We start from the raw sequence: 18,291 nt of genomic DNA on the forward strand, positions 1-18,291 counted from the left end.
CGGTGTCGATCCGGCGCCGCACCCCGACCCCGAGGGTCCTGAACCCAGAGGAGATCCGCGTGCAGCTGCAGTGGTGGTCCATCCTTCCCTTCGCGGCGATGCTCGCCTCCATCGCCGTCCTCCCGCTCGTCCCGTCGACGGCCGACTGGTGGGAGAAGCGATCCAGCCAGCTCACCGTCGCCCTCGTCCTCGGCATCCCGGTGGCCATCTGGATGTGGATCGTCGGCGGCTTCACCGTCGTCTTCGGGTCCGTCGTCGAGTACGTCCAGTTCATCGCCCTCCTGCTCGCCCTCTTCGTCGTCTCCGGCGGCATCTTCCTCAAGGGCGACATCCAGGCGACCCCGCGCAACAACACGATCTTCCTCGGCATCGGCGCCGTCCTCGCCAGCTTCGTCGGCACCACCGGCGCCGCCATGCTCCTCATCCGCCCCCTGCTCAACACCAACGCGGAGCGGCGCTACCGCACGCACACGGTCCTGTTCACGATCTTCATCGTCGCCAACTGCGGCGGCCTGCTCACCCCGCTGGGCGACCCGCCGCTCTTCCTGGGCTTCCTGCGCGGCGTGCCCTTCCTGTGGACCTTCAACCTGTTCCGCGAGTGGTTCTTCACTAACGCGATGCTGCTCGCCACGTACTACGCGCTCGACCACTACTACTACGCGCAGGAGCCCGGCGAGAACGTCCGCGAGGACCGTGCCGACATCGAGCCCCTCGGCCTGCGTGGCGCCACCAACCTCGCCTGGTTCGCCGTCATCATCGCCGCCGTCGCCCTCGCCCCCTCCGTGGACACCGAGGCCATCGAGGCCGGGCACGCCACCCTCGTCGACTGGATCCCGACGCGCGAGATCATCATGCTCATCGCCGCTTTCGGCTCCTACCGCTTCGGCGACCGCCGTGCCCGCTTCGAGGACAACCAGTTCGAGTGGGGGCCGATCCGGGAGGTCGCGACCCTCTTCATCGGCATCTTCCTCACCATGATCCCGGCACTGCACTACCTCGATGAGGTCGCCGGCTCCCTGCCGCTCAACCGGATCACCTTCTTCATCTTCACCGGCGGCCTCTCCTCGCTGCTCGACAACGCCCCCACCTACGTCACGTTCTTCGAGATGGCCGGCAAGGTCGCCCACCCCGGCGGCGCCACCGTCGCGGGCGTGCCCGAGGTCTACCTCGTGTCGATCTCGATCGGTGCGGTCATGTGCGGCGCCATCACCTACATCGGCAACGGCCCCAACTTCATGGTGAAGTCCGTTGCCGAGGGCCGCGGCGTCGAGATGCCCTCCTTCGGCGGCTACGTCGCCAAGACCTTCACCTACCTCGTGCCTGTCCTCGCCGCGATGGTCCTGCTCTTCATCGCCGAGCCTGTCTGGGCCAAGGTCCTCGGCGTCGTGCTCACGCTCGGTCTGCTCGGCAACGACGCGCGGCTCTTCGTCCAGGGGCGCCGCCTCGCCCTCCAGGACGCCTGAGCCCGCGCAGGCCGAGCCGCGCGCGTGTGTGCCAGCAGCGCGTGGAGTCAGCGCGTCCCCGGAGCGGTGACGAAGTCGATGAGCTCCTCCATCCGGCCCAGCAGGCTCGGCTCGAGGTCCTTGTAGCTCCGCACGGTCGCGAGGATCCGCTGCCAGCCGCGCGCGATGTCCGCCTGCGACTCGTGCGGCCAGCCCAGCCCCTCAAGGGTGCCGTGCTTGATGTCCGTCCCCCTGGGCACGTAGGGCCACTCCGTCAGCCCCACGCGCTCGGGCTTCACCGCCTGCCACACGTCGATGTAGGGGTGCCCGAGCACGAGCACGTTCTCACCGCCGGGCGCCTGGCGCACGCGCTCGGCGATCCGGGACTCCTTCGAGCCCGGCACGAGGTGGTCGACGAGCACGCCGGCGCGCCGGTCCGGGCTCGGCCCGAACTCCGCCATGACCTCCTCGAGGTTGTCGACGCCGTCGAGCATGAGGACGACGACGCCCTCGTGGCGCAGGTCGTCGCCCCAGACCTTCTCGACGAGCTCGGCGTCGTGCTTGCCCTCGACCCAGATCCGCGAGGCGCGCGCGACCTTGGCCTGCCCGCCCTCGACGGCGTAGGAGCCAGAGGCCGTGAGTCTGCGTCCACTGGAGGACACGGGCCCCGACGGCGGCCGCCTGCGGGCGACGGGCGGGTCGACGATGACGGGCCGGCCGTCCAGCCAGAAGCCCGGGCCGAGGCTGAATCCGCGGCGTACACCCTTGCGGTCCTCGAGGACGACGACGTGCCGGCCCCCGGACTTCTCGACGGCGACGGCCGCCCCGACGAATCCGGTCTCGCGGTCCTCGAGCACCATGCCTCGCGTGAGGGCGACGTGGACGGACTCCGGGCGGATCGCGTTCGGGCCGACGCGGTGCGGGTCGGCGGCGAGGACGTCCCCGCCGTAGCGGTTCGTGGTCGAGGGACGCGCCGGCGGAGGCACCGCGGCCCGGCCGGCCCCGGCGGCGCCTGAGCGTCCCGAGCCCCCGCGCCCGCCCGAGCGCTGCGAGGCCATCCCGCCGCCCGACGCCGCCGGAGCGCCTCCCGCGGCGGCCTGCTCGCGCAGGGCGGCGCGTCGGGCCGCCGTCGAGCCGGGGGTGATCTTCGAGCGGTAGGGCAGGGGCGCGTTCACCCTGGGCACGCTAGGGGAACCTCACGCTGGGCGAACGTCTGACCCGCCGGGGCCCGGCGTAGGATGGCACTCACACCCCGCGAGTGCTAACGATGCGCGGGTGACCAGTGAGGGCGAACGCAGGAGGGAGCACCGCCATGGCCGACGACCGCCGCCTCAAGGTGCTCTCCGCGATCGTCACCGACTACGTGCGCACCCGCGAGCCCGTCGGCTCGCGCGCCCTCGTCGAGCGCTACCGCCTCGGCGTCTCCCCGGCCACCATCCGCAACGACATGGCCGCCCTCGAGGACGAGGGATACATCCACCAGCCCCACACGAGCGCCGGACGCGTCCCCACCCAGAAGGGCTACCGCCTCTTCGTCGACGAGGTCGCCCGCGTCAAGCCGCTCTCCGCGCCCGAGCGCGCCGCCATCACCGCCCTCCTCACCGGGGAGGCGGACCTCGAGCAGGTCGTGGCCCGCACCGTCCGCGTCCTCGCCCAGCTCACGGGCCAGCTGGCCGTCGTCGAGTACCCGAGCCTGCGCCTCACCGCCCTGCGCCACCTCGAGCTCGTGGCACTGTCACCCAGGCGCGTCCTCCTCGTCATCATCACGGACACCGGCCGCGTCGAGCAGCGCACCGTCAGCCTCGCCGCGGACCCGGAGGCGCGCGGCCCCCGGGCGATCTCCGCGGACGACGTCGTCGACCCCCTCGTCCTCGAGTCCCTCCACGCCCGCCTCAACGCCGCCCTCGTCGGGCGCCGCGCCGCCGACGTCGCCCCCACCCTCGCCGCCCTCGCCGAGCAGGCGCCCGCCGAGGAGCGCGTCCTCCTCGCCGCCGTCACCTCCGCGCTGGTCGACGCCCTGCGGCCCGACGCCGAGGAGCGCCTCGTCGTCGCTGGGACGGCGAACCTGGCCCGCTCCACCCTCGACTTCTCCTCGATCGGCCCCCTCCTGGACGCCATCGAGGAACAGGTGGTCCTCCTGCGCCTCTTCGCCGATCCCGACGTCGCTGACCTCTCCGCGGCACGGATCGCCCGCTCCGGGACCGACGGGATGCGCGTGTCCATCGGCTCGGAGAACCACGAGGACGCCCTGGCCGAGGCGAGTGTCATCTCCGCCTCCTACGGCACCGGCCCGGACGACGCCGTCGCCCACCTCGGGGTCATCGGGCCCACGAGGATGGACTACCCAGCCACCATGGCCGCCGTCCGCGCCGTCGCCCACTACCTCTCCCGCTTCCTCACCGGGGGCGAGGACCCCGGGGACGACGGCGACTGACCCGTCCCCACCCCAGACCCCGGCCGCGGGCGTCCAGCACCACCGGCCGCACAGACAGCAGTGAGCGCGGGCCCGACCCGCCACCACCCACCAACGAAGGAACAACGGCTCAGTGAGCGACTACTACGAGGTCCTCGGCGTCTCCCGCGACGCGAGCACCGAGGAGATCAAGAAGGCCTACCGCAACAAGGCCCGCCAGCTCCACCCCGACATCGCCGGCCCCGGCCACGAGGAGGAGTTCAAGGAGGTCCAGGCCGCCAACGACACCCTCTCCGACCCGGAGAAGCGCCGCATGTACGACCTCGGCGGCTCCGACGCCTCCGGCTTCGGGGGCTTCGGCGGCGCCGGGCCGGACCTGGGCGACCTCGGCGGCATCTTCCAGACCTTCTTCGGCGGCGGAGCCGGCGGCCGAGGCCCCGCCTCCCGCGCTCGCCGCGGCTCCGACTCGCTCGTCGCCGTCGAGGTCGACCTCGCCGACGTCGCCTTCGGCGCCACCAAGACGGTGCCGATCGACACCTACGTCACCTGCAAGGTCTGCGACGGCTCCTGCTGCGCCCCGGGCACCTCCCCGGTCACCTGCTCCCAGTGCAACGGGCAGGGCTCCATCCAGCAGATGCAGCGATCCTTCCTCGGCAACGTCATGACGAGCTCGCCGTGCCCCACCTGCAAGGGCTACGGCACCGTCATCGTCACCCCCTGCAAGGAGTGCGCCGGCGAGGGCCGCGTCCACGTCCACAACGACCTCGAGGTCAAGGTCCCCGCGGGCGTCACCGACGGCCTGCGCATGCGCATGTCCGGCCGCGGCGAGGCCGGCCCCGCCGGCGGCCCGGCCGGCGACCTCTACCTCGAGTTCCACGAGCGCCCGCACGAGTTCCTCGAGCGGCAGGGCGACGACCTCTACACCGAGCTGCGCGTCCCGATGACCGCCGCGGCCCTCGGCGCCTCCTTCCCGCTGGAGACCCTCGACGGCGAGCGCACCGTGAGCGTCAAGGCCGGCACCCAGCCCGGCGACGAGGTCGTCCTCGACGGCCTCGGCGTGGGGCGCCTGCGCCGCAGCTCGCGCGGCGACCTCCACGTCGGGATCGTCGTCGAGACCCCCACCCGGATGGACGACCGCCAGAAGGAGCTCCTCACCGAGCTCGCCCGCCTGCGCGGCGAGGACGGCCAGGCCGCCCCGAAGGACGATGGGCTCGCCGGCAAGCTCTCCGACGCGCTCAAGGGCGGCAAGGGCAAGGGACGAGGCAAGAAGCGCCGCTGAGGCGGGTGCGCCCGCGCCGCTCCCGCGGCGGTGAGGTCCATGCGGCAGGCTTCCGTTCGACGCGGTAGTACGATATTCGTACTTTCCGTGCTCGGGCACGATCGCTCCTGGGGAGGACGCCATGAACCGCACCATCGAGTACGACCGCTTCGGCGACCTCGACGACCTCGTCATGCGCGACCGTCCCGCGCCTCGGCCCGGGCCGCGCGAGGTGCTCGTCGCCGTCGAGCGCGTCGGACTCAACCCCGTCGACGCGAAGACCGTCATGGGTGACCTGCCGGTCCGGCCCCTCGAGGCGCTCAGTCTCCTGCGCAGCCCGTCGAGGTGGTTCGGCCACGGCGAGCCGCGCTTCCCGCGCGTGGTCGGGCGCGACTTCTCGGGCACCGTCGAGGCGGTCGGCGACGCCGTGCGCCACGTCGCCCCGGGCGACCGCGTCCTCGGCACCCTGCGCAGCGCCCCCGGGTCCGGCTCGCGTCGGGGCTCGCTCACCGAGCACCTCGTGGCGTCGGCGTCCGACGTCGTCGCCGCGCCGACCGGCCTGGACAGGGACGTCGCCGGCGCGCTGGGCGTCGTCGCGCAGACGGCCTGCGGGTCGCTGCGGGCACTCGGCGTGGGCGCGGGCGACGTCATCGTCGTCGCGGGCGCCTCGGGCGGCGTCGGATCCCTCGTCACCCAGCTCGCCCTCCGCAGGGGCGCCACCGTCATTGGGATCGCGGGGCCGTCGAGCGCTGACCTGCTGAACGAGCTGGGTGCGATCCCGGTCTCCTACGACGGCGACGTCGCCGAGCAGATCCGGGCTTGTGCCCCGGGGCAGGTGACCGCGCTGCTCGACTGCCACGGCGGCTACCTCGGCCTCGCGCGAGCCCTCGGCGTACCGGCGCGGCGGACCGGCACCCTCGTCCCCGCACCCGCCGTCGCACTGCGGCGCGCCGTCTTCACGGGCTCCCGCGACGCGCACCCGCGCGACCTGCCCGAGGTGGCCCGGCTCGCTGCCGCCGGGGAGGTGAGCGTCGACGTCGCGCGCGTCCTCCCCTTCGAGCTCGACGCGGTGCGCGAGGGGTACCGGGAGCTCCTCGCCGGGCATGTGCGCGGCCGCCTCGTCGTGCGGGTCGCGTGATGGCTGGGGCTGGAGCGGCCACCCATGACGACGAGGTCATCCTGGCGCTGCGCGCCCTCGGCACCGAGCTCGCCGCGTCGAACCGTGCGGCGGCCGCGGCGCTGGGGATCAACGACTCCGACCTCGCGGTCCTCGACCTCCTCCACCGCGAGGGCCCGATGTCGCCCTCGGAGCTCGCTCGGCGTACCGGGATGGGACCGACGACGATGACCAGCCTCCTCAAGCGCCTCGAGCGGGGCGGTTGGGTCGAGCGGCGCTCCGACGCGGACGACCGCCGCTCCGTCACGATCCACGCCTCGGGCACGGGCCGCCTCGCCGAGCGCTACGCGCACGTCGACGCCCGGATCCTCGCTCTCACGCAGGACTGGACCCCCGACGACCGCGAGCGCTTCGTCGGGTTCCTCACCGATGTCGCGGCACTCGCCCGCGCCGAGACGCTGCGACCCCTCGACTGAGCGGGCTGAATCGCCTACTCGGGCTCGACGACGATCCTGGCCTCGGGATGGCGCTGGGCGCGCCACGTCTCCACCGTCATCTCATAGACGTCGATGGGGCGCGGGGTGCCGGCGACGATCGGCTCGCTCCTGTCGACGAGCCGGGACCCGACGCGCTCGGACACCCGGTGCGAGGCGACGTTCCCTGGGAGCGCGACCGACGTGCATCGCAGGACGATGCTCATGACGGTCTGTCGTTCTCAGCCGGTCGGCCGCGGAGGACAGCCGGCTGACGCAGTCCTGCCCCCGCGAGCGGCCAGAAGCCGATCCGCTCGTAGTAGGCGACGAGCTCCGGGTCGCAGCACAGGTCGATCGCGTACATCCCGTCGAGCTCGACGATGATCCTGCGCACGAGCTCGGTGCCGATTCCGCGTCCCTGGTAGTCGGGGTGCACCTCGAGCCAGGGTATGAAGGCGTTGAGGACGCCGTCGCTGATGGCGTTGACGTAGCCGACGACCCGCTCGCCGTCGAGCGCCCACACCCGTCGTTAGGAGCCGTCCATGACCGCGATGAGCTGCTCCGTGCTGGGTGACGTCGGCCAGCCGACGAACAAGCCGTTGATCTGCTGGGCGTGCACGGCCCCAACCTCCGTGAGGTACCGAATCTGTCCCACGGCGATCAGGGTAGACGACGCGCGCCGTCCGGTGAGCGGGTCGTCACCGTGCACGGGGATCACACGCTGCTCGCTCCACGACGGGCCACGAGGACGAGCAGTCCCCAGAAGACGATGCCCGTGATGACCGTCCCCCGGAGCACCGGAGCGACGCCCGCCCAGTCGAGGCCGCCCGTGGTCGACAGCGCCGAGGTCCCGAGCGTGAGGGCTCGGGTGGCGAGCGAGTGCGGCCACAGCGCGCCGAGCCCGGTGCCGACGTAGGACAGGACGAGCCCGACCATGGTGCCGAGCAGGCCGAGGGTGACCGGCGCCCCGAAGGAGCGCAGCACCATGGCGAGGAGCGACTGGAGCGCGACGAGGGGCAGGGCCGCGAGGATGCCGAGAGCGCCGTCGACGAGCACGCTCGCTGGCAGGCCCCCGCCGAGGTGGGCGACGAGCGCGCCGCTAGCCCACGCGAGGACGACGAGGACCACCTGCATGGCGGCGACGGGCAGGACGGCGACGACAGTCTTGGCGAGCACGATCCGGACCGCGCCGGCCGGGGTCGTCCGCATCGCGTTCCAGTTGGTGCCCCGGTGCTCGGGCCGCCACACGGCGGCGCATATGAGTGCGACGCCGACGGCGAAGAAGAACAGGCCGTAGAACACGGTGACCTGCCCCATGAAGGAGTCCCAGCCCGCGTGGAGCGTGCCCTGGTTAGCGAGGTAGTTGACGGTTCCGGTGATGACGGCGAGCACCGGGAGCAGGACGGCGAAGAGCCACACCATCGAGCGCCGGAGCTTGAGCATCTCAGCGGAGACGAGACGAGGGAACGGCACGGTCACTGCAGACGATGAGGTAAGGGGGGACGTCGTGGACGGGATGGAGGAGGAAGCCTGGGGGGAGCGGAGCACGGGGATCACCTCTCGATCCGGTCGAGTCTTGCGGTGACCGCGAGGAATCCCACGGTCGTGAGGACGAGGAAGCCGAGGACCCAACCGAGCGGCGGGACGGTGTACGCGACGGTGAGGACTCCGTCGTCACCGGCCCCGCTCTGGGCGGCGGGCGTGATGAGGGCCCAGTAGCCCCACGGGACGAGCCGCGTGAGAGCCGGCGGCATGAGCAGGGAGAACAGCGCGATGAACGAGCCGAGGAAGCCGACGCCGACCGTGACGATCTGGTTCTCGACACGGGCCGCGAGCAGCACGTGCCAGGCGCAGAAGACGACGTCGACGGCGAGGAGGAGGAGCGCGTACCCGAGCCAGTGGCGGGCGCTCAGCGGGGCTGTCGCGCCGAGGAGACGGGCGACGAGCACCTCGGTCCCGACCTGGACGGTGACCGCGACGGCGAGCACCCCCGACAGGGCGATGGCCTTCGCGCGGCACAGCCGCCCCGGAGTGAGACCGGTGGCGGCCGCCATCATCCACCCGCCCCCTGTGTGCTCGACCTCGGTGAGGCGGCTCGCCAGGACGGCGGTGAGGACCGGGGACACGAGCGCTGCCGCCATCGACGTCGACAGGAGGAGCTGGGGCCACGGGTCCCCGGGGGCCGTGAGGGCGGCGCGCGCCGAGCGGCTCATCGGCAGTGAGAGCCCGAGCCCGACGACGACGAGCGCGGCGGCGACGGGCCAGATCCACAGCCGGCGGGTCTTGGCAACCTCCAGGCGCACGGCCGTGGACAGGGCGACCCGGGAGGAGACCTGGGCAACAGCGTGAGGCGATCGCATCACAGCACCCCCGCCCCACCGGTGAGGTCCATGAAGACGTCCTCGAGGCTCTGCGACTCGCGACGCACCTCGTGGACGGGGACACCTGCCGCCACGAGCCGGCGCACGAGCTCGGCGACGGCGTCGGGTGCGAGCCCCGGGAGGCGCAGGCCCTCGTTCGTGAGAGCCGGGCGGGTGCCGTCGACGACGAGACCGGCGAGCATAGAGTCGGTGACTAGCTGAGGACTCGGTGTGGCCACGAGGACGTCAGGCACCGAACGCTCCATGAGCTCGGCCCGCGTGCCCTGGAAGACGACCCGCCCCGCGACGAGGATGCCGAGGACGGTCGCCATGCGATCGATCTCGTCGAGCAGGTGGCTCGAGACCATGACGGTGACGCCCTCGCCGGCCAGCGAGACGAGCAGGTGGCGGATCTCCTCGATCCCCGCCGGGTCGAGCCCGTTCGTCGGCTCGTCGAGGATGAGGAGGTCGGGCTCCCGGGCCAGCGCCAGCGCGATCCCGAGCCGCTGCTTCATACCGAGCGAGTACACGCGCACCAGCTTGTCCTTGTGCTCGGTGAGGCGCACGAGCTCGAGGGCCCGGGCCACCTGGGCGTCGCTGAGGCCGAGCATGCGCTGCATGATCGACATGTTCTCCGCCCCCGTCAGGTGGCCGTAGCCGGGCGGCTGCTCGATCATTGAGCCCGTGCGCGCCATGAGCGGACCGCGCGACGCGGCGGTGAGCGGCTGCCCCAGGAGGCTCGTCTCGCCCTCGGTCGGAGCGAGGAGCCCGAGGAGCATCTTCATCGTCGTCGACTTGCCGGCGCCGTTCGGCCCGAGGAAGCCGTAGACGCAGCCCCGCGGCACGGCGAGGTGGAGGTGGTCGACGACGGTGCGCGCCGCGGCGCCCGAGCCGAAGCTCTTGGTCAGGCCCCGCGTGCTGATCGCGAGGTCGTTGGTGTCCTGTGTCATGGCTCAAGCCTGGCGGGGCGCGCGCCGCTGGTCGTCAGGCCCGGGTCTGATTCCTCGGGTGCCGTCGCGGGCGCCGCTCATACCGCGGTATGAGGACCGGGGCCGCGCGCAACCGATACCGTTCGACCATGACGTCAGGTCTCCGCGATCCCGAGGCTCACGAGCCCGGTGCGCGGACGCCGCGGCGCTCCCGAGAGCGCCTGCACGCCCTGGTGCGGCCCGCTTGGCCCGACGTCCTGGCCGCCCTCCTCGTGGCGTACGTGAGCACCTGGAACGCCCCGGGCACCCTCGGCGGTGTCACGACGATGTTCCGCGAGAGCGACAACGCGACGTTGCCGGTCACGTACCTCGCCGTCGTCGTCGCGACGGTCCTCGCGACGCTGGCGCGGCGTGCTCGGCCGACGGCCGCCGTCATCGTCCTCGGTGTCGCGTGCGCCGTCCACGCTCTCGTCCTCCCGAGCCTCTCGCTCGTCGTCCTTGGCGCCTGCCTCATCGCGGTCGAGACCGCCGCGAGCCGGGTGCCCCGTCCGCGAGCCTGGCTCCTGCTCGCGATGGGCTTCGCAGGGGCGGCCGCCGCGGTCGTGCGGGTGTCCCTCGAGGTCGGCGACGGGCTCCCGGACGTCGCGCAGGTGGCTGCCGACGTCGTGGTGGGCTGGGTGGTCATGACGGTCGCCCTCCTCGGCGGGCTCCTGCGCCGCAGGACGCGTGAGCGCCGGGAGCAGGAGGCCGAACGCGTGGAGCTGCTCCTCGCCCAGCAGGACACCGAGCGCCGTCTCGCCGTCGCTGACGAGCGCAACCGCATCGCCCGGGACGTCCACGACGTCGTCGGTCACTCCCTCGCCGTCATCGGCATGCAGGCCGAGGGTGCCCGCGCCATCCTCGCGAAGGACCCCGCTCAGGCCGACGGCGCCCTCGCGGTGATCGGCGAGACGAGCCGACGGTCCGTCGACGACGTGCGCGCCCTCGTCGAGGTGCTGCGTGACGACGAGGCCCCGACTGGGGAGCCCGCCAGGACAGCAGCTGCTTCCGTTATCGGCGCCTCCGCCCCCGGGAGCGTCCGCGGGCCCGGGATCGACGAGGTGCCTGCGCTCCTGGCCCGCCTCCGAGCGGCCGGGAGCATCGTCAGAATGCGGATGGAAGTGCTCGGCGAGCCGAGTCCCACCTCGTCGCAGTGCGCCTTCCGAGTGGTGCGCGAGGCGACGACCAACGCACTCCACCACGCGCCGGGTTCGCCGATCGACGTCGAGCTCGGGGTAGACGACGACGGGCTCGTGGTCGAGGTCGAGAACGGGACCGCGGCCCGCGGAGCCCTTGCCGCCGAGCACGGCGGGACCGGGCTCGCGGCGATGCGCGCGGAGGTCGGGTCCCTCGGCGGGGCGATGAGCGCGGCGCCGACCGCCTCGGGCGGCTGGCGCGTCAGCGTGCGCCTCCCGGGCGCCGTGACGAACGGAGAGGAGTGACGATGTCCCAGACGACGAGCGATGGTGCGACCAGGATCCGGGTGGGAATCGCCGACGACGAGCCGCTGCTCACTGCCGGACTCGCGATGATCCTGTCCGCGCAGGACGACCTCGAGGTCCTTTGGCGGGCCGAGCGCGGAGACGAGGCCCTCGTCCGTGCCACCGAGCAGCCGGTCGACGTACTCCTGCTCGACGTCCAGATGCCCGGGCCTGACGGACTTGAGACGACGCGCCGCTGGGTGCGGGAGGGGCGACCCGGGCGCGTCGTCATCCTCACGACCTTCGACACGGACGGCTACGTCATGGGAGCGGTCGAGGCTGGTGCGGCCGGCTTCCTGCTCAAGAACACGGCGCCCGAGGAGATCGCGCGTGCCATCCGCACGGTCGATCGCGGCGACTCAGTCATCTCCCCGGGGCCGACCCGTCGGCTCCTCGGCGCCCTGCGCCAGAAGCAGGTGGTCTCTCCGCCGGCGACCCCGACCAGCGTGGCGTCGCTTGGACAGGCTCACGTCCCCGATCTCACCGACCGCGAGCGAGAGGTCCTGCGCCTCATAGCGCTCGGGCTCACGAATCAGGAGCTGTGCGACCGGCTCTGGCTGTCGATGCCGACGGTCAAGACCCACGTCTCGCACCTCCTGGCGAAGACCGGGGCGCGCGACAGGGTTCAGCTCGTCCTCGATGCGCTGCGCACCGGGATCGTGACCATGGACGAGGTCCTGTCCGAGGGATGAGGCGAGCCTGCCGAGGGCGCGCTGCTCAGTTCCCGGGCCAGTAGGTGCTGTCCGGGTACTGGCGCGCACCGAAGATGGCCTGTCCGACGCGCACGCAGGTCGAGCCGCCCTCGATGGCGAGCTCGAAGTCCCCGGACATGCCCATGGAGAGCTGGCCGTCGCCGACCGTACCCTCCTGGATTCCTGCGTCGCGCAGCTCGCGCATGATCCGGAAGCACTCGCGGATCCGGTCCCGGTCGTCGGTGTGGGCCGCGAGCGTCATGAGGCCGCGCACCCGCAGGGAGTCGAAGGCCGCCACCTCGCGCAGGAAGCCGGCTACCTCGCCCGGCTCGAGCCCGAACTTCGACTCCTCCCCGGAGGAGTTGACCTGGACGTAGACGTCGAGCTGACGCCCCGCGGTCTGGAGGCGACGGTCGAGAGCCTGGGCGAGGTGGAGGGAGTCGAGGGCCTGAAACTCGTCGGCGAAGCGCGCCACGTCCTTCGCCTTGTTCGACTGCAGGTGACCGATGAGCGCCCACCGGATCCCGAGCTCGGCCAGGTTCTCGCTCTTGCGCTTGGCCTCCTGGACCTTGTTCTCGCCCATCTCGTGGACGCCCGCCTCGAAGGCGTTGCGCAGCCGCTCCTCGGGAACCGTCTTGGAGACCGGCAGCAGCCGGATCTCGGAGGCTTCGCGCCCGGCGCGCTGAGCGGCGGCCTCAAGGCGGGCGCGCACGGCGGAGAGTTTGGCGCGGAAGTCCTCGACGCTGCTGGCCGTGGCGGCGGCGGACGAGGGCGGGTTCGAGGTCGACTCACTCATGGCACCGACTGTAGTGCGGGGGGCCGGGCAGGCCGCCGGGACGTGCGCGGGCCGGAACCCTCTCGCCTCTAGGCTGGCACCCGTGACCGCCCCCGTCTTCGTCCTCACCCCCGAGACCCTTGAGCCCGCCGGCGCCGCTGCGACCGCCGCCTCGGGGGGCCTTCTCGTCCTCACCGGGCCCGAGGCACGGCACGCCGTCACCGTGCGACGGCTCCGCGCCGGAGAGCGCGTCGACCTCATCGACGGCGCCGGGCTGCGTCTCGTGTGTGAGGTGACCGAGCCCGGGGCCGGCGGTGCCAAGGACCGTCTCGGCGTCCGCGTCACCGAGCGCGTCGAGGAGCCCGCCCCCGTGATCAGGCTCGCCCTCGTCCAGGCGCTCGCCAAGGGCGGCCGCGACGAGCAGGCCGTCGAGACCGCCACCGAGGTCGGCGTCGACCTCGTCGTCCCGTGGCAGTCCAGCCGCTGCGTCTCCGTGTGGAACGGGCCCAAGGCCGCCAAGGGCAGGGCCCGCTGGCAGGCCACCGCGCACGAGGCGGCGAAGCAGGCCCGCCGCGCCCGCGTCCCCGAGGTGCTCGAGTCCGCCGGCACCAAGCAGCTGGCTGCGTGGGTGCGTGACGTCGTCGACGCCGGGGGAGCGGTCCTCGTCCTCCACGAGGAGGGCACCGCCCCGATCAGCGGCGCGGAGCTTCCGGCGCCCGAGGCGGGGGACGCGCCGACAGCGGCCGGCAAGCGCTCCAAGGCGCCGCTCCTCGCCGTCGTCGTCGGCCCCGAGGGCGGGATCGCTCCCGAGGAGACCACCGCCCTTGAGGCCGCCGGCGCCACCACCGTCCGCCTCGGCCCGCACGTCATGCGCACCGCCTCCGCCGGGCCGGTCGCGCTCGCGGTCCTCGCGCAGCGCGCCGGGCTGTGGGGCTGAGTCCTCGAGATCGCTCGCCCCGGGCCCCGGGGCTGCTCCGCCCGCGCCTCACACCCCGCACGCGTGACCGATCCCGCCGTCGCGCCCCTCGGCCCGCGGCCGCGCGATCGATAGACTCGGGCCACGATGACGAACACGCCCATCAACGTTGCCGATCCCTCGGCGATCACCTCAGGCGCCCAGCCGGCGCAGCAGACAGCCCAGCAGAACACCGCGCACACGGCCACGGCGACCCACGGCGCCGCGAGCGCGACCAGCTCGCGAACCGGCCTCCACGAGGACGCGAGCCGCACGCTCGTCCTGCCCGACGACCTGGCGCCCGTCGCCCTCCTCGGCCCGCGCGACGAGGTCCTGCGCGCCATCGAGAAGGGCTTCCCCGACGTCCGCGTCCACGTCCGCGGCACCTCCGTCTCCGTCGCCGGTGCGCCCGAGCGCGTCGACACGGTCATCGTCCTGCTCTCCGAGCTCATCGACGTCGCCCGCGCCGGCACCCCGCTCACCGCCGACGCCGTCGAGCGCGCCATCGGCCTCCTCGACGCCGCCGCCCGCCCCACCGAGGTCCTCACCGACGACGTCCTCACCACCCACGGGCGCTCCATCCGGCCCAAGTCCCTCGGCCAGAAGACGTACACGGACGCCATCGAGGAGCACACCATCACCTTCGGGATCGGCCCCGCCGGTACCGGCAAGACCTACCTCGCCATGGCCAAGGCCGTCGACGCCCTCGCCCGCAAGCAGGTCTCCCGCATCATCCTCACCCGCCCTGCCGTCGAGGCCGGCGAGAACCTCGGCTTCCTTCCCGGCTCGCTCACCGACAAGATCGACCCCTACCTGCGGCCGCTCTACGACGCCCTTCACGACATGCTCGAGCCGGAGGCCCTGCCCAAGCTCATGGCCGCCGGCACCATCGAGGTCGCACCGCTCGCCTACATGCGCGGGCGCACCCTCAACGACGCCTTCGTCATCCTCGACGAGGCCCAGAACACGAGCCCCGAGCAGATGAAGATGTTCCTCACCCGCCTCGGCTTCGGCTCCAAGATGGTCGTCACCGGCGACGTCTCCCAGGTGGACCTGCCCGGCGGCCGCCCCTCCGGCCTCGTCGTCGTGCGACGCATCCTCGACGGCGTCGACGGCATCTCGTTCTGCGAGCTCGGCAGCGAGGACGTCGTCCGTCACCGCCTCGTCGGCCGGATCATCGACGCCTACGGCGAGTACGAGGCCCAGCAGGCCGCCCGCGCCGCTCAGGAGGACGGACGCGACGGCTCGCGCCGCTCCGGCCACCGCACCCAGCACGCCGATGACCGCCGTCGCGGCAACCGACCCGGGCGCACGCCCCAGGAATTCCGAGAGAGGAACCGCGCATGACCACCGAGGTCAACAACGAGACCGACGCCGAGATCGACGGCGCCGAGTTCGCCGCCCTCGCCGACCACGTCCTGCGGGCCATGCACGTCAACCCCCGCGCCGAGCTCAACATCCTCTTCATCGACCCCGAGCCGATGGAGGAGCTCCACGTGCGCTGGCTGGACCTGCCCGGGCCGACCGACGTCATGAGCTTCCCGATGGACGAGCTCCGCCCCGGGACCCCCGACTCCGAGACCCCCGCCGGCACCCTCGGCGACATCGTCCTGTGCCCGCAGGTCGCCGCCAAGCAGGCCCTCGACGCCGGGCACAGCGCCGTCGAGGAGATGCTCCTGCTCACCACCCACGGCATCCTCCACCTCCTCGGCTATGACCACGCCGAGCCTGAGGAGAAGAAGGAGATGTTCGACCTCCAGCGCCGGCTCCTCCTCACCTTCCTCGCGGAGCGGGGCAAGTGACCGGCACCCCTGTCGCCTTCCTCGTCGTCCTGGCGATCGCCGTCCTCGCCTTCGGCGCGCTGCTCTCGGCCGCCGAGGCCGCCCTCACGCGCATGACGCGCGCCGCCGCCGAGGACCTTGTCGAGGCCGGGCGGCGCGGCGCCACCCGCGTCCTCGCGCTCGCGGAGCGTCGCGGCAAGGTCCTCGGCGCCGTCGCCTCCGTGCGCGTCGCGGTCGACATGCTTGCCGCCGTCCTCCTCACCCTCGCGCTCGCCGGTCTCATGAACAGCTGGTGGGTCGTCCTCGCCACCGCCGTCGTCCTCAACACGCTGCTGCTGGGCGTGGTCGTCGGCCTCTCGCCGCGCTCGGCCGGCCGCCGCAACCCGGACGGCACCCTCCTGGCCCTGGCCGGCGTCCTGGAGAAGGTCGACGCCGTCGGCGCCCCGTGGCGCTGGGTCGAGAACCACTGGGGGCGCGCCTCCACCCTCACCGACGCCGAGGCCCGCGCCGAGGTCACCGAGGACCTGCGCGAGATGATCGACGAGATCGGCGACTCCGAGTCCATCGAGGACGAGGACCGCGAGATGCTGCGCAGCGTCGTGGAGCTCGGCCAGACCCTCGTCCGCGAGGTCATGGTGCCCCGCACCGACATGGTCACCATCGACGCGGACAAGCCCGCCTCCGCCGCCATGCGCCTGTTCACGCGCTCCGGCTACTCCCGCGTCCCCGTCATCGGTGACGACGCCGACGACGTCCGCGGCGTCCTCTACCTCAAGGACGTCCTGCGCCGCCTCGCCTCCCACCCCGAGCAGTCCGAGCGCGAGGTCTCCGCCTTCACCCGCGAGGCCGTCTACGTCCCCGAGATGAAGGCCGCCGACGACCTCCTGCGCGAGATGCAGACCGGGCACTTCCACATGGCTCTCGCCGTCGACGAGTACGGCGGGACGGCCGGCATCGTCACCATGGAGGACCTCCTCGAGGAGGTCGTCGGGGAGCTGCAGGACGAGCACGACCACGCGGAGCCGGAGGTCGAGGACCTCGGCGACGGGCTCTTCCGCGTCCCCGCCCGCCTGGGCCTCGGCGAGCTCGGCGAGCTCTTCAGCCTCGAGATCGACGACGACGACGTCGACACCGCCGGCGGGCTCCTCGCCAAGGCCATCGGCCGCGTGCCCATCCCCGGGGCCGTCGGCGACGCCCAGGGCGTCCACCTCGTCGCGGACGAGGCCACCGGCCGCCGCCACCAGGTGACGAGCCTCCTCGCCTCCCGCACCCCCGATCCGGACGACGGCGACGAGCCCACTGACTGACTTCCTTCCCCCGGCGCCCACGGCGACCGAGGCACCCCGCAGACGCACGACGGAGAACCCCATGACCGACACCCCCTTCCGCTTCCCGAGCGACGACGAGCTCATGGCGGGCCCGAACGCCTTCGACGATGACTCAGCCGACTCCGCGGATTCCGCCGACGAGACGGCGACGCGCAAAAGCGTTGGCTCCGCCGACGTCGCAGCCGACGTCGATCTCGACGCCGACGGCTTCCCCGTCCTGCCCGGCGACGACAGCGACGGCGCGGGCGACGGCGAGGACGAGGACGCGGTCCTGCCCGCCTCGGCCCGCGTCGAGATCGTCGTGCCCGACGTCCCCGAGGGCTACACCGCCGGCTTCGCCTGCCTCGTCGGCCGCCCCAACGCAGGGAAGTCCACGCTCACCAACGCCATGGTCGGCCAGAAGGTCGCCATCATGAGCGACCGCCCGCAGACCACCCGCCACAACGTGCGCGGCGTCGTCCACCGTGAGACGAGCCAGCTCGTCCTCGTCGACACGCCCGGGCTGCACCGCCCCAAGACGCTCCTCGGCAAGCGGCTCAACGACCTCGTGCGCGAGACCCTCCTCGACGTCGACGTCATCGCCTTCTGCGTCCCCGCCGACGAGAAGGTCGGACCCGGCGACCGCTACATCGCCCGCGACCTCGCCGAGCTGCGCAAGCCCGTCGTCGCCGTCGTCACCAAGAGCGACACGGTCTCCCGCGAGGCCCTGGCCGCCCAGCTCCTCGCCGTCGACGCCCTCGGCGACTGGGCCGACATCGTCCCCGTCTCCGCCAAGCGCCACGAGCAGGTCGATGTCCTCGAGGACGTCCTCATCGGCTACCTCCCGCCCTCGCCGCCCCTCTACCCGACCGGTGAGATCACCGACGAGCCGCAGGCCGTCATGATCGGCGAGCTCGTCCGCGAGGCCGCCCTCGAGGGCGTGCGCGACGAGCTGCCGCACTCGCTCGCCGTCGTCGTCGACGAGGTCCTCGACCCCCGCCGCGACGCCACCTCCTCCGCCGTGAAGGGCCGCGGCCAGCGCCTCCAGGTCCGCGTCAGCCTCGTCGTCGAGCGCGACTCCCAGAAGGCCATCATCATCGGCAAGGGCGGATCGCGCCTCAAGGAGATCGGCGTCAACGCGCGCAAGGGCATCGAGAAGCTCCTCGGCCGCAAGGTCTACCTCGACCTCCACGTCCGCACCGCCAAGGACTGGCAGTCCGACCCCAAGGCTCTCGCCAAGCTGGGCTTCTGAGCCGGGCCGGGGAGCGA

At 72.7% G+C, this 18,291-nt stretch carries 20 protein-coding genes; 12 read left to right on the top strand and 8 right to left on the bottom strand.

The features are described 5' to 3' along the window. Positions 1 to 59 precede the first annotated feature (59 nt). On the top strand, positions 60 to 1,463 hold the full coding sequence (locus tag IXW69_RS04205) for a sodium:proton antiporter (protein WP_194785114.1): 1,404 nt from the start codon (positions 60 to 62) through the stop codon (positions 1,461 to 1,463). Positions 1,464 to 1,510: 47 nt separating this feature from the next. On the opposite strand, the gene IXW69_RS04210 is transcribed toward IXW69_RS04205, so the two are convergent. Continuing rightward, the gene (locus IXW69_RS04210) at positions 1,511 to 2,626 is read right to left on the bottom strand and encodes a DUF3097 domain-containing protein (RefSeq protein WP_194785115.1); all 1,116 of its coding nucleotides are present in this window, start codon (positions 2,624 to 2,626) and stop codon (positions 1,511 to 1,513) included. A 128-nt stretch (positions 2,627 to 2,754) separates the two neighbouring features. Here IXW69_RS04210 and hrcA point away from each other — a divergent pair, with 128 nt between their 5' ends. The 4 genes from hrcA to IXW69_RS04230 all read left to right on the top strand — a co-directional run bounded on the left by hrcA (position 2,755) and on the right by IXW69_RS04230 (position 6,706). After that, entirely contained in the window at positions 2,755 to 3,876 is a 1,122-nt protein-coding gene (hrcA, locus tag IXW69_RS04215) for a heat-inducible transcriptional repressor HrcA (RefSeq protein ID WP_194785116.1), read from the top strand. 112 nt (positions 3,877 to 3,988) lie between these two features. Next, positions 3,989 to 5,134 carry a molecular chaperone DnaJ gene (dnaJ, locus tag IXW69_RS04220; RefSeq protein ID WP_194785117.1) on the top strand — a complete coding sequence of 382 codons (1,146 nt, stop codon included), beginning with the start codon at positions 3,989 to 3,991 and terminating at the stop codon, positions 5,132 to 5,134. 121 nt (positions 5,135 to 5,255) lie between these two features. Then, complete coding sequence (locus IXW69_RS04225) at positions 5,256 to 6,251, top strand: NADP-dependent oxidoreductase (RefSeq protein WP_194785118.1); 996 nt, start codon at positions 5,256 to 5,258, stop codon at positions 6,249 to 6,251. After that, positions 6,251 to 6,706 carry a MarR family winged helix-turn-helix transcriptional regulator gene (locus tag IXW69_RS04230; protein WP_194785119.1) on the top strand — a complete coding sequence of 152 codons (456 nt, stop codon included), beginning with the start codon at positions 6,251 to 6,253 and terminating at the stop codon, positions 6,704 to 6,706. The genes IXW69_RS04225 and IXW69_RS04230 overlap by 1 nt, the downstream gene beginning before the upstream one ends. A 14-nt stretch (positions 6,707 to 6,720) precedes the next feature. Here the strand turns inward: IXW69_RS04230 and IXW69_RS04235 are convergent, their stop codons facing one another. The 6 genes from IXW69_RS04235 to IXW69_RS04255 form a co-directional block, all read right to left on the bottom strand. Next, positions 6,721 to 6,930 (bottom strand): GNAT family protein, encoded by a 210-nt coding sequence (locus IXW69_RS04235; RefSeq protein ID WP_194785120.1) that lies wholly within the window; start codon positions 6,928 to 6,930, stop codon positions 6,721 to 6,723. After that, on the bottom strand, positions 6,927 to 7,226 hold the full coding sequence (locus IXW69_RS04240; RefSeq protein ID WP_194785121.1) for a GNAT family N-acetyltransferase: 300 nt from the start codon (positions 7,224 to 7,226) through the stop codon (positions 6,927 to 6,929). The genes IXW69_RS04235 and IXW69_RS04240 overlap by 4 nt, the downstream gene beginning before the upstream one ends. A gap of 6 nt (positions 7,227 to 7,232) precedes the next feature. After that, entirely contained in the window at positions 7,233 to 7,358 is a 126-nt protein-coding gene (locus tag IXW69_RS11870) for a hypothetical protein (protein ID WP_267240541.1), read from the bottom strand. 59 nt (positions 7,359 to 7,417) lie between these two features. Further along, positions 7,418 to 8,176 (bottom strand): ABC transporter permease, encoded by a 759-nt coding sequence (locus tag IXW69_RS04245; RefSeq protein WP_323745168.1) that lies wholly within the window; start codon positions 8,174 to 8,176, stop codon positions 7,418 to 7,420. 80 nt (positions 8,177 to 8,256) lie between these two features. Continuing rightward, complete coding sequence (locus IXW69_RS04250; RefSeq protein ID WP_194785122.1) at positions 8,257 to 9,063, bottom strand: ABC transporter permease; 807 nt, start codon at positions 9,061 to 9,063, stop codon at positions 8,257 to 8,259. Continuing rightward, the gene (locus IXW69_RS04255; protein WP_194785123.1) at positions 9,063 to 10,013 is read right to left on the bottom strand and encodes an ABC transporter ATP-binding protein; all 951 of its coding nucleotides are present in this window, start codon (positions 10,011 to 10,013) and stop codon (positions 9,063 to 9,065) included. Before IXW69_RS04255 ends, IXW69_RS04250 begins: the two co-directional genes overlap by 1 nt. 128 nt (positions 10,014 to 10,141) lie before the next feature. On the opposite strand from IXW69_RS04255, the gene IXW69_RS04260 reads away from it, so the two are divergent. Both IXW69_RS04260 and IXW69_RS04265 read left to right on the top strand, forming a co-directional pair. After that, complete coding sequence (locus IXW69_RS04260; protein WP_194785124.1) at positions 10,142 to 11,473, top strand: sensor histidine kinase; 1,332 nt, start codon at positions 10,142 to 10,144, stop codon at positions 11,471 to 11,473. A gap of 2 nt (positions 11,474 to 11,475) precedes the next feature. Then, on the top strand, positions 11,476 to 12,204 hold the full coding sequence (locus tag IXW69_RS04265; RefSeq protein ID WP_194785125.1) for a response regulator: 729 nt from the start codon (positions 11,476 to 11,478) through the stop codon (positions 12,202 to 12,204). Positions 12,205 to 12,229: 25 nt separating this feature from the next. On the opposite strand, the gene IXW69_RS04270 is transcribed toward IXW69_RS04265, so the two are convergent. Continuing rightward, positions 12,230 to 13,000 (bottom strand): YggS family pyridoxal phosphate-dependent enzyme, encoded by a 771-nt coding sequence (locus tag IXW69_RS04270; protein ID WP_194785126.1) that lies wholly within the window; start codon positions 12,998 to 13,000, stop codon positions 12,230 to 12,232. An 82-nt stretch (positions 13,001 to 13,082) separates the two neighbouring features. On the opposite strand from IXW69_RS04270, the gene IXW69_RS04275 reads away from it, so the two are divergent. The 5 genes from IXW69_RS04275 (at position 13,083) to era (ending at position 18,274) form a co-directional block, all read left to right on the top strand. Next, positions 13,083 to 13,916, top strand: a complete 834-nt coding sequence (locus IXW69_RS04275) for a 16S rRNA (uracil(1498)-N(3))-methyltransferase (RefSeq protein ID WP_194785127.1) — start codon at positions 13,083 to 13,085, stop codon at positions 13,914 to 13,916. A gap of 126 nt (positions 13,917 to 14,042) precedes the next feature. After that, the gene (locus IXW69_RS04280) at positions 14,043 to 15,281 is read left to right on the top strand and encodes a PhoH family protein (RefSeq protein WP_194785128.1); all 1,239 of its coding nucleotides are present in this window, start codon (positions 14,043 to 14,045) and stop codon (positions 15,279 to 15,281) included. Continuing rightward, the gene (gene ybeY / locus IXW69_RS04285; protein ID WP_194785129.1) at positions 15,278 to 15,736 is read left to right on the top strand and encodes an rRNA maturation RNase YbeY; all 459 of its coding nucleotides are present in this window, start codon (positions 15,278 to 15,280) and stop codon (positions 15,734 to 15,736) included. The genes IXW69_RS04280 and ybeY overlap by 4 nt, the downstream gene beginning before the upstream one ends. Continuing rightward, positions 15,733 to 17,022 carry a hemolysin family protein gene (locus tag IXW69_RS04290; RefSeq protein ID WP_194785130.1) on the top strand — a complete coding sequence of 430 codons (1,290 nt, stop codon included), beginning with the start codon at positions 15,733 to 15,735 and terminating at the stop codon, positions 17,020 to 17,022. Before ybeY ends, IXW69_RS04290 begins: the two co-directional genes overlap by 4 nt. Before the next feature lie 61 nt (positions 17,023 to 17,083). Further along, positions 17,084 to 18,274 (top strand): GTPase Era, encoded by a 1,191-nt coding sequence (gene era / locus IXW69_RS04295; protein WP_228524729.1) that lies wholly within the window; start codon positions 17,084 to 17,086, stop codon positions 18,272 to 18,274. The last annotated feature ends 17 nt before the right edge of the window (positions 18,275 to 18,291 follow it).

Origin of the sequence: Actinomyces haliotis, assembly GCF_015355765.1 — a bacterium.
Taxonomy (GTDB): Bacteria; Actinomycetota; Actinomycetes; order Actinomycetales; family Actinomycetaceae; genus Actinomyces; species Actinomyces haliotis.

Excerpts from the sequence above, each read along its gene's own strand:
- IXW69_RS04270 (WP_194785126.1), bottom strand. The coding sequence starts at position 13,000 with ATGAGTGAGTCGACCTCGAACCCGCCCTCGTCCGCCGCCGCCACGGCC.
- ybeY (WP_194785129.1), top strand. The coding sequence starts at position 15,278 with ATGACCACCGAGGTCAACAACGAGACCGACGCCGAGATCGACGGCGCC.
- IXW69_RS04250 (WP_194785122.1), bottom strand. The coding sequence starts at position 9,063 with ATGCGATCGCCTCACGCTGTTGCCCAGGTCTCCTCCCGGGTCGCCCTG.
- IXW69_RS04235 (WP_194785120.1), bottom strand. The coding sequence starts at position 6,930 with ATGAGCATCGTCCTGCGATGCACGTCGGTCGCGCTCCCAGGGAACGTC.
- IXW69_RS04280 (WP_194785128.1), top strand. The coding sequence starts at position 14,043 with ATGACGAACACGCCCATCAACGTTGCCGATCCCTCGGCGATCACCTCA.
- IXW69_RS04230 (WP_194785119.1), top strand. The coding sequence starts at position 6,251 with ATGGCTGGGGCTGGAGCGGCCACCCATGACGACGAGGTCATCCTGGCG.
- IXW69_RS04260 (WP_194785124.1), top strand. The coding sequence starts at position 10,142 with ATGACGTCAGGTCTCCGCGATCCCGAGGCTCACGAGCCCGGTGCGCGG.
- hrcA (WP_194785116.1), top strand. The coding sequence starts at position 2,755 with ATGGCCGACGACCGCCGCCTCAAGGTGCTCTCCGCGATCGTCACCGAC.
- IXW69_RS04255 (WP_194785123.1), bottom strand. The coding sequence starts at position 10,013 with ATGACACAGGACACCAACGACCTCGCGATCAGCACGCGGGGCCTGACC.
- IXW69_RS04265 (WP_194785125.1), top strand. The coding sequence starts at position 11,476 with ATGTCCCAGACGACGAGCGATGGTGCGACCAGGATCCGGGTGGGAATC.
- IXW69_RS04225 (WP_194785118.1), top strand. The coding sequence starts at position 5,256 with ATGAACCGCACCATCGAGTACGACCGCTTCGGCGACCTCGACGACCTC.
- era (WP_228524729.1), top strand. The coding sequence starts at position 17,084 with ATGACCGACACCCCCTTCCGCTTCCCGAGCGACGACGAGCTCATGGCG.